The organism is Rhodococcus sp. NPDC057014, from assembly GCF_042673295.1.
Taxonomy (GTDB): Bacteria; Actinomycetota; Actinomycetes; order Mycobacteriales; family Mycobacteriaceae; genus Rhodococcus_F.
Genome location: NZ_JBHUSF010000241.1, coordinates 1 through 14,297, shown reverse-complemented (window position 1 = coordinate 14,297; position 14,297 = coordinate 1). Strand labels below are relative to the sequence as shown.

Below are 14,297 nucleotides of genomic sequence, written 5' to 3'. Positions count from 1 at the left end.
CACCACGACACAGGGCGCGGGCGCTGGTATGTCACGGCCTCCTGGCAGATCCCACCGGTACCGAGCGTCCCGATCGAAGCGGCGCTCGCCCACGGCGTGATCGGCGGCGGGCTGCGGGTGAAGACGGCGAACGGGGACATCTCCGTCGACGACGCCCGCGCCGACGTCGCCGCCGCAACCGCCAACGGCGACATCCGCATCGGGCGGGTGACGCAGGGTGCGGTGTCGCTCGAGACCGGCCACGGCCGAATCGAGATCGGCATCCGCCCGGGGACCGCCGCCCGGCTCGACGCGCACACGTCCTTCGGGAAGGTCCAGAACGACCTGGACTCCGTCGACCGACCCGCATCGACGGATGACACGGTCGAGGTGCGCGCCCGTACCGGATTCGGCGACATCGTGATTCGCCGACCCGATTCCCTCGAGTCGACCAGTCGAAAGGCAGAGTGATGACAGCATCGATCACCACCCGGTCCGCAATCACCACCACCGGGTTGCGAAAGTCCTACGGCGACAAAGTCGTCCTCGACGGTATCGACCTCGACATCGGCGAGGGAACGATCTTCTCGCTCCTCGGGCCCAACGGCGCAGGCAAGACCACGATGGTGCAGATTCTGTCCACCCTCATCGCTCCCGACGGCGGCGACGTGAGGATCGCGGGTCACGATCTCGCCCGTGAGCCCGACGCGGTTCGGTCCACCATCGGTGTGACCGGCCAGTTCTCCGCGGTGGACAACCTGCTCACGGGTCGCGAGAACCTGATGCTGATGGCCGATCTGCACCACCTGCGCCGCGACGCGGGCCGCGCCCGGGCCACGGAACTGCTGGCCCGGTTCGATCTCGTCGAGGCGGGAGCGAAGCCGGCCGGGAGTTATTCCGGTGGCATGCGCCGCCGGCTCGACCTGGCGATGACCCTCGTCGGCGATCCCCGGATCATCTTCCTCGACGAGCCGACCACCGGTCTCGATCCGCGCAGCCGCCGCGCCATGTGGCAGATCATCCGCGAACTCGTCGCCGACGGCGTCACGATCTTCCTCACCACCCAGTACCTGGAGGAAGCAGATCGGCTCGCCGACCGGATCGCACTTCTCGACGGCGGCAGGCTGGTTGCGGAGGGAACCCCCGAACAGCTGAAGCGGCTCGTTCCGGGCGGCCACATCACCCTGGCGTTGCCCGGGGTGCGCGAACTCGACGCCGCATCCCGACTGCTCGGCGACGCGACCCGGAACGAGGAAGCGCTCACCCTGCAGGTTCCCGGCGACGGCAGCGTGCAATCGCTGCGTGTGCTGCTCGATCGGCTCGATCACGCGTCGATCGAGGTCGAGAACCTGACCGTCCACACACCCGATCTCGACGACGTCTTCCTCGCGCTCACCGAGCGCGCAGCAACAAGGAAAGAGAGCGTGCGATGACGACCATGGCTTACGCGCTGAGCGATTCGGCGACGATGCTGCGACGCAACCTCCGGCACATGATCCGGTACCCGTCGGTGACGGTGCTCCTCGTCGGGATGCCGATCATCCTCCTCCTGCTCTTCGTGTACGTGTTCGGTGGCACGCTGGGAGCGGGACTCGGCGATCCCGACGGCGGACGCGGCGCCTACATCGACTACGTGGCACCCGGAATTCTCCTGATGACCGTGGCCAGCGCCGCCCAGGGAACCGCGATCTCGGTTGCCACGGACATGACCGAGGGCATCATCGCCCGGTTCCGGACCATGGCCATCGCGCGGGTGTCCGTGCTGACCGGGCACGTCATCGGCAGCATGCTCCAGACACTGATCAGCCTCGTGCTGGTCGTCGGTGTCGCCGTGCTCATCGGTTTCCGGCCCACCGCCGGGCTCGGCGCGTGGGTAGCGGCGACGGCCGTGCTCGCGATGTTCGCGTTCGCACTCACCTGGCTGTCCGTCGCGTTCGGGCTGGTGTCCAAGAGCGTCGAAACGGCGAGCAACCTCCCGATGGTGCTGATTCTGCTGCCATTCCTCGGCAGTGGGTTCGTCCCCACCGACTCGATGCCCGCCGGTCTCCGGTGGTTCGCCGAGTACCAGCCGTTCAGCCCCGTCATCGAGACCATCCGCGGACTGCTTCTCGGCGGCCCCGTCGGCAGCAGCGCAGTGCTCGCGGTCGGCTGGAGCGCCGGCATCGCGCTGTTCGGCTACCTCTGGGCGAAAAGGCTGTTCAACCGGCGCGTGAACTGACGGCTTCCCCCGTGCCGACGGGCGCTCACCGCGGTACCCTTCCGATGCCGCGGTTTCGCCACCGATGATGCAGCCGCAGGTTACAGTCGGAACCGGTTTTTCCTTCTTCAGCAGGGTGGGATCGCGATGAACTTGATCAAGAAATCGGCAGCATCGGTCCTCGTCGCAGCGACGGTGACACTCGGAGCGGGCACGGCACACGCCGACCCCGTCGTGCCGAACACGGGAACGCCGGCCCTGGCGATCCCCGGTCGGCACGAGGTGGACAAGCAGAAGGCCCTCGAGAACATGCTCAACGAACTCGGCGTCGGCTGGGCCAACGGGGGAGCGGCAGGCACTGCGATCGGTGCGCTCATCGGTCTCGGCGTCGGATGTGTCTCGATGTTCCCGGGCAGTCTCGCCGGCTGCATCATCGGCACGCCGATCGGCGCGATCACCGGTGCGATCGTCGGTATGGGACAGGGCAACCCCAAGGCGCAGCAGGCCATCCAGGAGTACATCAACACGCCGTGAGTCGTTGTCCGTCAACTCTGTTCGCGGAGTCGACGGATCACGGGCCGAATGCGACGGGTGAACGCCGCAACCTCAGCGTCTCGAATGTGATGCTGGCCACATCCGAGCCGGTTTTCCCACGTGGCCGCGCCGAATCGACCGGCGGGTTCAACGCTTAGGGCAGGCATGCCTTATCTTCTGCGATGTGACAAACAAGAGCATCTCACGCCTTCAGGGCGCCAGTGTCGACTATGCCATCGCGGCGTTCCGTGTGGTGATCGGCTTCCTCTTCTTCTGCCATGGAACCTCGACGTTGTTCGCGTGGCCGACCGCACCTCACAGCGGACACACCGCTGCGGTAGGTGCCTGGCCGAGCTGGTGGGGTGCCGTGATCCAACTCGTCTGCGGCGCCGCGTTGTTCCTCGGCCTCGGGACGCGAATCGCGGCGTTCCTCGCCTCGGGTTCGATGGCGTACGCCTACTTCTGGAGCCATCAGCCGGACGGGGTTCTCCCCATCCAGAACAACGGTGAACTCTCGGCCATCTTCTGCTGGGCCCTGTTCCTCATGATCTTCCTCGGCGGCGGTGCACTCTCGCTCGATCGCCTCATCGCTCGTGGTGGGCGCGCGGCGCAGGCCGACGAAGGCGACACCGCCGGCGAATCGGGACCCACGGACGAGTTGCGGGAAGTGAACGCCTGAACAATGTCTCGTGAGCCCGGACGATGACCGTCATCTCCCGGATCGCCTGGACAGGCGAACAGTGCCCAGCGTCGCGAAGACTGCTGGGCACTGCTCTCGCGATCGGTGTCGACCGAGGTAAGTGTCGGTACGGCTACCGTGTTCGGTACGTCGACGAAAAGGGTGGCCGCGCCAGCCGGAGCAATTCCAGCGCCAGCAGCGAACCCCGGGGGCCCAATTCGTCCTGATAGCGGCGGATCACGTCGGTCTCCCCACCGAGCGCGACCATCGGTGCACCGGACTCGACCCGGGTTCGGGCCGCGAGCTGCGCGAGAACGAGGCGGCGGTTGACCGCGTCCAGGATCTCCGCGTCGAGGCGGGCGATCTCGGCGTGAACGCGATTCAGATCCGTGCCGTCGGAGACTGCGCCTGTCGCATCGTCGGTGACTGCCCCGGAATCACTGTCCGTCATCGTTGCTCCTCGACTGGGTGACCGTGTACCACCATCGTCGGACGGGACCGACCGCAGCGACAGACACCCTGGGGTGAGGATCGGCGACCCCCGTCCGGGCCGGCCGGATGACTGCCGCGAACCGATTGCGCGCTACCGCAGTGCGACGAACCGCTGCAGTTTCCCGCTCGCCTGATGACGCTGCAGATGGTCGACGACCTCGATCCGGACCTGCGGATCGGACAACCCCTGCCGGCGCAGCGCCGCGGCGACAGCCGATGTCAGCCGGGCGACGTCGGGGTCGCCGACCGCGAAGATCTCCGCACCGTCGACGGTCTGCCTGACCTGGTACTCGGAGACACGTGGATCTGCACCCAGGACGTAACGAAACGTGCTCGCGGGCACCGTCTTCGTCCCGTATCGGAAGTCGTCGTCGCGCCGCCCGCCGATGTCGGCGACACGCACGAACGCACTTCCGCACGGGCAGGTGCCGGGGAGCAACGTGACCTGATCGCCGAGGTCGTAACGGATGAAGGGAAACGTCCGGTTGGCCAAGCCGGTGGCGAGCGTTCGTGCCGCGGGTGCATCGGCGGCGACCGGGGCGCCACCGTCGTCGACGCGTTCGAGCACGACCTCGTCCTCGCACACGTGCAGACCCTCGCCGTGTCCGCAACCCACTGCCTGCACGCCGATCTCGGTCGACCCCCAGAGGTTGTGGATCGGCGCCGCCCAGGCCTCTTCGATGGCATGCCGATCCTCGTCCAGCAGTGGCTCGGAATTGGTGCTCACCCGGACGGGGCGGACCTGCAGAGCACCGGCCAGGGCGGCCCGGGCGAGCCGTCCGATCACCGACGCATAACCGACCAGATGTGTGGGGCGGGCCGCGGCGACCGCTGCGACGACGTCGTCGAACGGTGCGCCCGCCGGGATCACGACGGTCCCCATCCCCGGTGCGGTCGGCACGTCGAACAGTGGGGTGCTCGCGTGCGGAGGGACACCGGCCGCGAGCACGGCGAGACGCGAGGGAGACCGCACCGGCGCCCGCTGCTCCTCCCTGGCCTGCACCCGCCACGCCAGGCACGCGGCGGACACCGAGAAGTCCCAATCCCAGACGTAGACGCCTCGGACGCCACTCGACCCACCCGAGCTGAAGACCTGTTCGCCGCCCGGAGTGTACGAAAACCATTGCTGCTCGGCCAGAATCCGTTCGGCACGCTCGCGATCGAGGTCACGAGTGGTGACGATCGAGTCCCACTCGTCCTGCGCGTCCTGCTTGGTCATCATCGGCAGCGCCGCCAGGTCGGCGACCGTGGCCGTCGACGGATCGAGGCCGCGCAGTCGCCGGGCGTGAAACGGCGACCGCTCACGGGCATGCGAGAGGAGGGCCCGCAGCCGTGCGGTCCGGTAGCGCTCGATCTGCTCTCGCGGCCAATCCAGGCGTCCGGTGTGGTCCTCGAGGGCCGCCTGAACCGCGTTCACCTGGCCGGCACGCACACGTGCGTACGCCGTGTGCCCCACGTCGTCCGGACCTGTTCCGGGTATCGATCGGGACATGACGCCCTCCGCATCAGGATGGTCCGGCGCACCACCGCCGTCCGTGCGTTGTCGAGTCTTGCACAGTGGGGTGTCGGCCGTCAGGGTGTGTCGATCTTCCGCAGAAGACGCTTCAGCGTGCGGGCGTCCCGCCACCCGAACGACGTGCGGTCCGCAGCGTGGCGTCGGAGCAGATCGACGATGCGTGCGGGAACGGCGACCCGGTGCCGCACCGCACTGTCCACGACCTCGAGGACCGCGCGGTGGGGACGGTCGTCCTCGAGCGCGAAGCCCGCATCGTGCAGGGCGTCGGGAGGCAGTGCCGGCCGCAACGCCGAGACCACCTCGTACGCGAACGTGTGGAAATCTTCCCGGCCGGAGACGGTGCCGAAGGTGACCGTCGCGATCGACCCGAGAAGTTCGCTCTCGCGGGCCAGACGGGGGAGTTGCCGCTGCCAGTCGGGTGCGGAGGTGATACCCGCCCCGGCGATGACGCCGACCGCGCCGAGAGCGCGAACGTGTTCGAACCACCCGTGCGGAGGTGTCACGACACCCTCGAAGAGAACGTCCGTGTCGTCCGCGATCACCAGTGTGCGCCCGTCGGCCGAGCGCAACGACAGCACGGCCGACGTCAGGTCGTCGACGCCGTCGAAGACGGGGCTGGGGTCGCGCCACCCGCGTCCAGCCAGGTTCTGCAACAACGTATGCCGTGTTCCGGGCTCGACGTCGTAGTCGAGCGCCACCATCGGTGTACCCCGTCGGTCCGCTGCGGGTGCGTGGTAGATGGCGACGGCGTCGACTGCTGTTTCCCCCATGGATCGTTACGATGCCACAGAAAAAGTCCGACTGAAAGGTTTTGTTAGCCCTGTCGGCGTGCCGCAGTATTCCTGCGTCCACTCGCGCGGCCGCGCCGATCGCGATTGCGGTGCGGCGACCTCTTTGAAAGCCTCGGACGATGGGAGGCTTCATCGGGCAGTACGCGGCCGCTGTCACCAGCCTGGCCTTCGTGGTCGCCGGCCTCGCAGTCCTCGCTGGTCGCCGGCGGGACGCGCCGTCCGTCACCTACGGCCTGCTCGTCGTCGCGGTCGGTCTCGGGTCGCTCGTCCAGCACGGACCCGACCCGTCGTGGCAGGGATACGCGCACGACATCCCGATCGCGACGTTGCTCGCGTACATCGCCGAAGACGCCGCGTCCGATCGGTTCGGCCGTCGGATGTCGCCGGGGTGGTGGCTCGCTGTTCCGTTCCTGATGATTCCCACAGTGGCTGCCGGCCCGACGGCGTCGACGATCGTGCAGGCATTGCTGGCCGCGGCCGCAGTGGGACTCTGCCTCGAACGCGCCCGCGTCCGACCGGAGTTGCGGCGCACGACGGTCGTCGCGGCAGTGCTTGTCGCATTCGGGGCGCTGCTCGGCGCCGTGGGTGACCGGACGTCGATCTGCAGGCCGGGTGGTCTCCCGCCGGGCCACGCGCTGTGGCACGTGCTCGCCGCCGCCGGATTGTGGCGGCTCGCAGCCACGATCGGGTCGTCCGCCGGTACGGCGGCGAGACGGCGCAGGCCGTGACGCCCGTTGCCCCGAGACCGCGTGGAGACGACCACCGTGCCCCACGCTGTGGATCCGAGCGTCCGCATCGGGTCGTCTCACTCATCGCGCCGTGCCGGCGAGCGCCGCGGCGCCACGAGCGGGCGCGTCGGCCTTCGTCCGGGCCGGGTAGAACAGGGCCCGGCGGATCGTCAGCCCGATGCGGTCGCCGACCGCCGGCCGGGTTCCGCGGACAGCGCACCGGAATTCCGCGCCGCGGCAGGACACGACGACATCGCTCGAGTCGCGCCCGAAGAGCGACGACGTCACGATCCCCTGGGTGGTGCCTCCGCTCTCCGTCGACGTCACCTCGATGTCGGACGGCAGCACTGCGAGGATCCCGTTCCCGGACGACGTGTCCGCCAAGCGATCCCGTACCACGTGCACCCCTCCGTCGGTGCTCGAGAAGCCGTGGTCCGATACGGTGCCGGGCACGAGGTTCGCGTCCGAGAGGAACTTCGCGACAAAGGCCGAGCGCGGTCGCTGCACGAGCTCCTCCGGTGTGCCGACCTGCTGAATCCGGCCGCCGTCGAGTACGACGACCCGGTCGGCGAGGGCGAGGGCCTCGGCGCGATCGTGCGTGACGTGCACGACCGTCAGGTTCTGCGCGCGGGTCAGGGTGCGCAGCTCCAGACGCAACCGATCGCGCAGCGGTTCGTCCAGAGCGGACAGCGCCTCGTCGAGCAGCAGCGCGCGGGGCTGTGCCACGAGAGCCCGGGCGAGCGCGACACGCTGACGCTGCCCACCGGACAGCGTCGCCGGATCACGCTTCGCCAACCCGGGCGGCCCCACCAGGTCGAGCACGTCGGCGACCCGCTCGGCGCGCCGGGCTCGCGGCACCTTGGCGACCTCGAGGGGATACGCGACGTTGCGCCCGACGCTGCGGTGCGGCCAGATGGCGTGCTGCTGGAACACCATTCCCAGTCCGCGCTTGTCGGGCGGCACGGCGCGAGTGCCGTCGGCGACGACCTCGTCGCCCAGCCGCACGAGCCCCGCGGTGGGGGCGAGAAACCCGGCGACCGTGCGGAGCAGGGTGGTCTTTCCCGAACCCGACGGGCCGACGAGTGCGACGAACTCACCGTCGTGGACGTCCAGGTCGATACCGGACAGTCCCGCGGTGCCGTCGGGGTAGCGGAGGTCGACACCGGTGAGGGTGATCGCGGACATGACGAGGATTCCGATCTGTGGAGTGGTCAGCGCCCGGCGCGGGTGCCCGCGAACAGGCCGAGACCGGCGATGCCGACGAGCGTGACGAGCAGGGACAGCGCGGACGCGGCGTTGTAGTCGCCGGCCTGCTGCAGGTTGAAGATGGAGACCCCGAGAGTCTGGGTGCCGGGTGCCACCAGCAGCACCGACATGGTCAGCTCGCGGACCGCGGTCAACGCCACCAGCACACCGCCGGTCGCCGCGGCGGGCACCGTCATCGCCACCGGCACATCCCGCAGCGTCCGCAGGCGGGACGCGCCGGATACGCGTGCCGCCTCCTCCAGCGACGTGGGGGTGGTGGACAGCGGCGCACGCACCGCCTGCACGACGATCGCCAGGAACGCGGTGACGTAGGCGCACAGGATCACCCAACGGGAGTCGAACAGACCCGTGTAGCGGCCGACGATCAGCCAGCCCACCGCGATGACCAGTCCGGGCACGGCCTGCGGCAGCATGGCGAGCAGATCGAGGCTCGTGTTGTCCCGCGACCGGGTGCGGGTGGTGAGCACACCGATCACCAGGCCCGCGACAGCGCACACCCCTCCCGCGCCGACGGCGAGGAGGAGCGAGTTCTGCACGCCCTTTACGGTGCCCGGTGCGGTCACGGCAGCCACGATGCTCTCGAGGGTCAGGTTGTCCCAGGTCAGCGGCACGCCCGGGGCGGGGAGCAGCGCCTGGGAGGCGAGCGCGAGGATCGGCAGCCCCGTCAGCGCGAGACCGACGGTCCAGGCGAGCGCACCGGTCACAATGCGGGCACTGCCGAGCAGCAACGGTTGAGGTGCGGTGACCGGACCGTCGAGTTGCCTGCTGCGCCGCGACAGTCGCCGATCGACGAACACCGCGAGGACCGCGAGCAGCAGCAGCACGATCCCGATGGTGGAGACCACCTCGAGCGGCCGGTCCACCGTGCCGGACTGGATGTAGCGGTACACCATCGTCGACAACGTCACGTATCGCTCCGGCAGCCCGATCAGGGCGGGAATCCCGAAGTCGGCCAGGTTCGACACCGCGGTGAGGGTGAACGCCGCGAGCAGGGCGGGACGCAACAGCGGCAGCGTCACGGTGCGCATCGCGCGCCACGGGGAGGCACCGCCGATCCGGGCGATCTGCTCGAGGTCGCCCGGCACCTTCCGCAGCGCCGCCGCGATGATCAGATACGCCAGCGGGTACGCGTGCACCGTCAGTAGGAAGACGACGCCGTCACCGCCGTAGATGTTCCACAGCGGACCACCGAACCGTTCCGCCCAGAACCGATTCACCAGGCCGCTCGGACCGAGCAGTCCGGTCCACGCGATGGCCCCGACGAACGGAGGGATCAGCAACGGCGACAACAGGATCAGTCGCAGAATGCCGCGGCCGGGCAGGTCCGTGCGGTCGAGCAGCAACGCCATCGCGGTTGCGAGGATCACCGCGAACCCCGCCGACAGGCCGGCCGAGACCACGCTGTGGGTCGCGGCGCCGGCGATGTCGTCGTCGATCAGTTGCGCAATGTGGTTGCCGCCGAGCCCGAGTGACACGACCGTGGCGAGCGGCGCGACGATCACGGCGGCGACGAACAGCCACAGCGCCACCCGCACGGCCACGACGGGATCGAACCGCCGCCCGGGCAGGACCCGGGCAGAGGGAAAGGAAGCCGACCTAACCGACGAGACCATTGAACTTCCGGACCGCGTCGTCCTGGATCCTCGTGATCTCCTGCAGATCCGGCGTGAGCAACGCCAGATCGGACAGTGCCGGCGCCCCGTCCGGGGTGCCGACGTCGCCGCGCACCGGCAGGTACTGCTGCTTCACGGCGAGTTCCTGACCCTGCTTGCTCACGAGGAAGTCGACGAATGCGCGCGCCGCCTCGGTGTCGTCCGAATCAGTGAAGATTCCGGCCGGCTGCGAGATGTACGGAATACCGTCCCCGGGATAGGCCAGCGCGATCGGAGATCCCTTGGCCGCCAGTTCCCGCACCAGGTAGTCGACGACGATGCCCACCGGCTGCGTTCCGGCCGCGACTGCCTGCCCGACCGGGCCGTTGCTCTCGGCGACCACCGGGTCGTTGGCGGCCAGGGCCTCGAGCCAGCTCTCACCGAGCTCCGGCGTGCTCAGCCACACCGCGGTGTTGAACGCGGCGGCGCCGGACACGTCGGGATTCGGCAGCGTGATCTGGCCGCGGTACTTCGGGTCGGCCAGGTCCTTCCATGCGGTGGGAGGTGCGTCGACTGCCGTGGTGTTGTAGGCGATCACCGTCGGGATGATGCGGGTGCCGACGTAGTAGCCGTCCGGATCGACGACGTCCGCATTCAGTGCGTTCACGTCGGCGGGGGTGTACTGCTGCAGCAGACCCGCGGTCTTGTAGCCCTCGAAGGTCGGGGCGTCGGCCGCGAGCAGAACGTCGGCGCCGATCGCGCCGGTGGTGCGTTCGGCCTCGATGCGGGCGGTCAGGTCGCCGGTGCCCGCGCGGAAGACCTCGACGTCGATGCCCGTCTCCGCGGTGAATGCTGCGACGAGCGCGTCGATCTTGGCCTGCGGTTCGGAGGTGTAGACCGTCAGGGTTCCGGAGCCGCTGTCGGCGTTGCCGGTCGGTTCGGCGTGGGGTGCGGCGGGCTCGGAGCATGCGGCGAGGGTGAGCACGGCGACCGTGCCGAGCGCGGCGGCCGACACGAGGCGGGACAGGGATTTCACGAATTCTCCTGGTCGAAGAGGGGGAGGGGATGAGGGAATTGGCAGCGCTCCTACTCCGTACCGCGAGCAGCGGACCGTCGAGTACATCGGGGCGTCGAACCCGCCGCGGTGTCGAGCCCGATCACCCGGAAGCCGTGCACGTGCGTGACCGGGTGACGTCCGAAAACGTTGCGAAATCCAATGGCTCGTCGTGATTGACCTTGCCGGACAACGCTATCGACTCCACGACCCATCCCTCGTCACTCAACGTTCCCTCTGTTCCGGAACGGCGTTCCGTCGGTGACATCGTGTGGGGCGGGACTGAACGGGTGGGGCCGCGAATCGAAACAACCGGCGGCGGGAACGCTAACAGTCGTGCATGTTCCGGGTGCCGCGCCCGTTCGTATGAGCCGGCTCGGGAAGCGAGTCACTGAGGGCGTCCGCGACGACGTCACGCGCCCCGGGGTCGGCCGACTGATGCTCGGAATGGCCGAGTACCGCGCGTTACAGGGCATACAGGATCGTGCAGGCTGATCCGCGCCGAGAACTGCTACCCCGCGGCCGCGAACGCCGTGTCCAGCGGGGTGACCGCAGCGCCCTCGGGATCCGGTGTCACACAGTCTAATTCGGGACGAATATGCTGGAATCCCCGGAAACCCAGTCGCTGGCACGCCCGCACCACCGTCGCCGGGGACGTATCCGACGCTGCCGCCAGTTCCGCCGTCGACAACTCCACCACCGCCGCGGGCTCGGCGAGCACGGCCCGCGCGACGCGCTGCTCGCCGGGGCCCCGAATGGCCAGGCCGGCGCGCAACCGCGCCCGGGTGGCGCTCGAGCGCCACGGATCGGCTGAGGAATGCGACATGTCGGCACTGTCCTGTTCGTCCCCCGCGTCGGCAGGCTCCGGCGGTGTCGGGATCGTCAGGGGAATCACTCCACCGCCGCCGTCGACGGTCGGGAGTATCCGTTCATGGCACCGTCATCCAGTATTCGCACGCGCGTTCATCAGATGTCGGAATTGTCACGACATGGCTTCGGAATGGTATCGAAACCTCAGAACTGCACAATTTTCACTCGCGTTTCTCAATAGTCGAACATCCGTACCTTGTTCATACCGTGTGAATTTCGGGAGGAGGCCACGTTCGGGGGCCCGCCGCTGCAGATCTGCCGACGCGGGTTCGTGATCCCGACACCTTCGAGGCGCGGGGCGAGGCACCGAAAGGACGGCCGGCAATCGACGTGAAGTCGCCGGCACGCCGCGTCCGCTTGCGCGGAGAGGATTGAGCCAGCATGACCACTCGCAACATGGAAAAACGCACCTTCGGCTGGATCGCACTGATCGGCGCGGCGGCCACCATCCTATTGGGGCTGGGCGCGGGAACCGCGTTCGGCGCGCCGCACGACTGGGAGGAAGTCGCGGAGTGCGAAAGCGGCGGCGACTGGACCACAGACACCGGAAACGGGTTCTACGGTGGTCTGCAGTTCACACCGGAAACCTGGAAATCCCACGGCGGAACAGGAGTGGCCTCGGAAGCCAGTAAGGCCGAACAGATCCGGGTCGCCGAAAACGTCCTGAAAACGCAAGGCCCCGGCGCGTGGCCGGTGTGCGGTCAGTATCTGAAGAAGGGTGGCACAGCGCCCGTCGAGGTACCCCCCGTCACCAAGGCGCCCGCACCGGCCATCGAGACCCCCGACCCCGTCGAGGCTCCGGATGTCGTGGAGGCCCCGGACGCAGTCGAGACGCCCGATGTCGTCGAGACGCCGGACGCAGTCGAGAACCCTGATGTCGTCGAGACGCCGGATGTCGTGGAGACGCCCGATCTCGCGGAGACTCCAGACGCAGTCGAGACGCCCGCGCCGGTCGAAGTACCTGCGACAGCCGAGGATCCCGCGACGGTGAAGGCGGCCGCCCAGGAAGCCTTGGACAGCGCCCGCGCGCTCGCCGCGCAGAACGGATCGAGTGAGGTGTTCGAGGAGAGGGCAGCGGCACCGCGGTAACGTCCGACGCTTCTTGTGCGAACTAACCACACAGAACTGTCGTGTCGTCGACTACGAAGGAGCTCTCGTGCAGAAGAAGTCAGCCCGGCGTGCCGCAGCATTGGCCGGGATCCTGTCCGCACCCCTCGTCCTCGGCGCCACCGTCGGTGCCGGTGCCGCGAGTGCCGAACCGTGGCACGTCGGACCCGTCTACCGTGCCGAGACGTCGGGCGAAGGTGCGGAGTACTTCTGTGGGAAGGCAGCGGCGCTCGAACAGACGTCCGGGGTCGTGATCGTGCCGTGCACGTTCGACTCGGCCACCGCCGTCTGGTACCGCGTCGTTTTCAACCCGGCCAACTGGGGCTTCGGCTTCTGAGGTTGTCCGCGCCGGTCGGCGCCGCACCTGACGAAGCGGTGCCCGGACCCGTTCGCCGCACTCCGCTTCGTCGAGTGTGTGGCCTCCCGGCGGAGCGCAGACTCCTCGGTATGGCCGAGGAAAGAACAGCATGAGTGTCGAGACAGCCCAGCACAGCGAGGTCGACCTCGCGATGTCGCGAAGTTGGCTTCTGGTTCCTGCGGTCGGCAGCGAGGTTCTCGCCGCGGCGGCGGCCTCCGGCGCCGATGCGCTGATCCTCGACCTCGAGGACGGTTTGCCGTTCGCCGCGAAGGGCGAGGGTCGTGCCGTCGCGGCCGCGTGGCTCGAACGGAACCCGGGCTGGGTGCGGATCAACGACGCAACCACCCCACACTGGCAGCGCGACCTCGACGCGATCCGTGGCCTGCCCGGGCTGCGAGGGCTGATGTTGTCGAAAACCGAAGCACCCGGTCAGGTCCGGGACACCGCCGCGGAACTTCCCGGCGTCCCGGTGGTCGCCCTCATCGAATCGGCGGAGGCCGTCGTCGCCGTGAACGAGATCGCTCGCACCGCTCCCGTCGCCCGACTCGCGTTCGGGATCGGCGACTACTGCCGCGACACCGGCGCCGGACGAACCCCGATGGCGTTGGCGTACGCCCGGTCCCGGCTCGTCAACGCCAGCCGGGCAGCCCGGATCGCGGCTCCGATCGACGGGCCGACGCTGGCGCGGAGCGCCCAGATCGTCCGGGACGACACTCGACTTGCCCGCGAGATGGGGATGACCGGAAAACTGACGCTCGTGAACGAGCAGGTACCCGTGATCAACACCGCGTTGGCACCCGACTCGGACGACATCTCCTGGGCCGAGTCGACGATCGAGCGACTCGGTCCGGACGGTAGCCATGTCACGCACGGCGGGCATCCGCCGCAACTCGCCCGTGCCCACGACATTCTCCGTCGCGCGGACCATTTCGCGACGCGGGCCTAGGTTTCGGGTCCGAACGGGTTCTGAACGAGTGCGGTGGTCTGAGTATTCGTGGCGGTATCCGCGTGCGAGGTCGTCGGGCGCCGAGTGCGAACACCGATTCATGCGCAGAAAGCGGAACTCAGGTCCTGCCGGGGATCTCGTGAGGACCACCTCCACCCGCAGGTGAGTGGCACGGTGTGCGTCAGTAC

Annotated in this window: 16 protein-coding genes; 9 read left to right on the top strand and 7 right to left on the bottom strand. The window is 68.7% G+C overall.

Annotated elements, in window-relative coordinates; all coding sequences use genetic code 11:
* The 5 genes from ACFTZB_RS33095 to ACFTZB_RS33075 all read left to right on the top strand — a co-directional run.
* The coding region (locus ACFTZB_RS33095; RefSeq protein ID WP_378438143.1) for a DUF4097 family beta strand repeat-containing protein at window positions 1-450 on the top strand (450 nt) is incomplete at its 5' end.
* Window positions 450-1,412, top strand: a complete 963-nt coding sequence (locus ACFTZB_RS33090) for an ATP-binding cassette domain-containing protein (RefSeq protein WP_378438141.1) — start codon at window positions 450-452, stop codon at window positions 1,410-1,412. The genes ACFTZB_RS33095 and ACFTZB_RS33090, both read left to right, overlap by 1 nt.
* Window positions 1,409-2,197: an ABC transporter permease gene (locus tag ACFTZB_RS33085; RefSeq protein WP_378438139.1), complete on the top strand. Its 789-nt coding sequence runs from the start codon at window positions 1,409-1,411 to the stop codon at window positions 2,195-2,197. Before ACFTZB_RS33090 ends, ACFTZB_RS33085 begins: the two co-directional genes overlap by 4 nt.
* 126 nt (window positions 2,198-2,323) lie before the next feature.
* Window positions 2,324-2,710: a hypothetical protein gene (locus ACFTZB_RS33080; protein ID WP_072943487.1), complete on the top strand. Its 387-nt coding sequence runs from the start codon at window positions 2,324-2,326 to the stop codon at window positions 2,708-2,710.
* Window positions 2,711-2,894: 184 nt separating this feature from the next.
* A complete protein-coding gene (locus ACFTZB_RS33075; RefSeq protein ID WP_378438136.1) occupies window positions 2,895-3,389 on the top strand; it encodes a DoxX family protein in 495 nt (164 codons plus the stop codon).
* 133 nt (window positions 3,390-3,522) lie between these two features.
* Here the strand turns inward: ACFTZB_RS33075 and ACFTZB_RS33070 are convergent, their stop codons facing one another.
* The 3 genes from ACFTZB_RS33070 to ACFTZB_RS33060 form a co-directional block, all read right to left on the bottom strand.
* A complete protein-coding gene (locus ACFTZB_RS33070; RefSeq protein WP_378438134.1) occupies window positions 3,523-3,840 on the bottom strand; it encodes a chorismate mutase in 318 nt (105 codons plus the stop codon).
* A gap of 132 nt (window positions 3,841-3,972) precedes the next feature.
* Entirely contained in the window at window positions 3,973-5,373 is a 1,401-nt protein-coding gene (locus ACFTZB_RS33065) for a phenylacetate--CoA ligase family protein (protein WP_378438132.1), read from the bottom strand.
* An 80-nt stretch (window positions 5,374-5,453) separates the two neighbouring features.
* Window positions 5,454-6,167 (bottom strand): hypothetical protein, encoded by a 714-nt coding sequence (locus ACFTZB_RS33060; RefSeq protein WP_378438130.1) that lies wholly within the window; start codon window positions 6,165-6,167, stop codon window positions 5,454-5,456.
* A gap of 140 nt (window positions 6,168-6,307) precedes the next feature.
* On the opposite strand from ACFTZB_RS33060, the gene ACFTZB_RS33055 reads away from it, so the two are divergent.
* Complete coding sequence (locus ACFTZB_RS33055) at window positions 6,308-6,916, top strand: hypothetical protein (RefSeq protein WP_378438128.1); 609 nt, start codon at window positions 6,308-6,310, stop codon at window positions 6,914-6,916.
* Between the two features lie 81 nt (window positions 6,917-6,997).
* On the opposite strand, the gene ACFTZB_RS33050 is transcribed toward ACFTZB_RS33055, so the two are convergent.
* The 4 genes from ACFTZB_RS33050 to ACFTZB_RS33035 all read right to left on the bottom strand — a co-directional run bounded on the left by ACFTZB_RS33050 (window position 6,998) and on the right by ACFTZB_RS33035 (window position 11,654).
* Window positions 6,998-8,101, bottom strand: a complete 1,104-nt coding sequence (locus ACFTZB_RS33050) for an ABC transporter ATP-binding protein (RefSeq protein WP_378438126.1) — start codon at window positions 8,099-8,101, stop codon at window positions 6,998-7,000.
* A 26-nt stretch (window positions 8,102-8,127) separates the two neighbouring features.
* The gene (locus tag ACFTZB_RS33045; protein ID WP_378438124.1) at window positions 8,128-9,795 is read right to left on the bottom strand and encodes an ABC transporter permease; all 1,668 of its coding nucleotides are present in this window, start codon (window positions 9,793-9,795) and stop codon (window positions 8,128-8,130) included.
* Window positions 9,779-10,810 (bottom strand): ABC transporter substrate-binding protein, encoded by a 1,032-nt coding sequence (locus ACFTZB_RS33040; RefSeq protein ID WP_378438122.1) that lies wholly within the window; start codon window positions 10,808-10,810, stop codon window positions 9,779-9,781. Before ACFTZB_RS33040 ends, ACFTZB_RS33045 begins: the two co-directional genes overlap by 17 nt.
* A gap of 529 nt (window positions 10,811-11,339) precedes the next feature.
* Window positions 11,340-11,654 (bottom strand): MurR/RpiR family transcriptional regulator, encoded by a 315-nt coding sequence (locus ACFTZB_RS33035; protein WP_378438120.1) that lies wholly within the window; start codon window positions 11,652-11,654, stop codon window positions 11,340-11,342.
* A 425-nt stretch (window positions 11,655-12,079) separates the two neighbouring features.
* On the opposite strand from ACFTZB_RS33035, the gene ACFTZB_RS33030 reads away from it, so the two are divergent.
* From ACFTZB_RS33030 to ACFTZB_RS33020, 3 genes are all read left to right on the top strand, one after another.
* Entirely contained in the window at window positions 12,080-12,787 is a 708-nt protein-coding gene (locus ACFTZB_RS33030) for a transglycosylase family protein (RefSeq protein ID WP_378438118.1), read from the top strand.
* A gap of 67 nt (window positions 12,788-12,854) precedes the next feature.
* Complete coding sequence (locus tag ACFTZB_RS33025) at window positions 12,855-13,142, top strand: hypothetical protein (RefSeq protein WP_378438116.1); 288 nt, start codon at window positions 12,855-12,857, stop codon at window positions 13,140-13,142.
* 130 nt (window positions 13,143-13,272) lie between these two features.
* A complete protein-coding gene (locus ACFTZB_RS33020) occupies window positions 13,273-14,109 on the top strand; it encodes an HpcH/HpaI aldolase/citrate lyase family protein (RefSeq protein ID WP_378438114.1) in 837 nt (278 codons plus the stop codon).
* Window positions 14,110-14,297 lie beyond the last annotated feature (188 nt).

Excerpts from the sequence above, each read along its gene's own strand:
- ACFTZB_RS33090 (WP_378438141.1), top strand. The coding sequence starts at position 450 with ATGACAGCATCGATCACCACCCGGTCCGCAATCACCACCACCGGGTTG.
- ACFTZB_RS33085 (WP_378438139.1), top strand. The coding sequence starts at position 1,409 with ATGACGACCATGGCTTACGCGCTGAGCGATTCGGCGACGATGCTGCGA.
- ACFTZB_RS33080 (WP_072943487.1), top strand. The coding sequence starts at position 2,324 with ATGAACTTGATCAAGAAATCGGCAGCATCGGTCCTCGTCGCAGCGACG.
- ACFTZB_RS33070 (WP_378438134.1), bottom strand. The coding sequence starts at position 3,840 with ATGACGGACAGTGATTCCGGGGCAGTCACCGACGATGCGACAGGCGCA.
- ACFTZB_RS33065 (WP_378438132.1), bottom strand. The coding sequence starts at position 5,373 with ATGTCCCGATCGATACCCGGAACAGGTCCGGACGACGTGGGGCACACG.
- ACFTZB_RS33060 (WP_378438130.1), bottom strand. The coding sequence starts at position 6,167 with ATGGGGGAAACAGCAGTCGACGCCGTCGCCATCTACCACGCACCCGCA.
- ACFTZB_RS33055 (WP_378438128.1), top strand. The coding sequence starts at position 6,308 with ATGGGAGGCTTCATCGGGCAGTACGCGGCCGCTGTCACCAGCCTGGCC.
- ACFTZB_RS33050 (WP_378438126.1), bottom strand. The coding sequence starts at position 8,101 with ATGTCCGCGATCACCCTCACCGGTGTCGACCTCCGCTACCCCGACGGC.
- ACFTZB_RS33045 (WP_378438124.1), bottom strand. The coding sequence starts at position 9,795 with ATGGTCTCGTCGGTTAGGTCGGCTTCCTTTCCCTCTGCCCGGGTCCTG.
- ACFTZB_RS33035 (WP_378438120.1), bottom strand. The coding sequence starts at position 11,654 with ATGTCGCATTCCTCAGCCGATCCGTGGCGCTCGAGCGCCACCCGGGCG.
- ACFTZB_RS33030 (WP_378438118.1), top strand. The coding sequence starts at position 12,080 with ATGACCACTCGCAACATGGAAAAACGCACCTTCGGCTGGATCGCACTG.
- ACFTZB_RS33020 (WP_378438114.1), top strand. The coding sequence starts at position 13,273 with ATGAGTGTCGAGACAGCCCAGCACAGCGAGGTCGACCTCGCGATGTCG.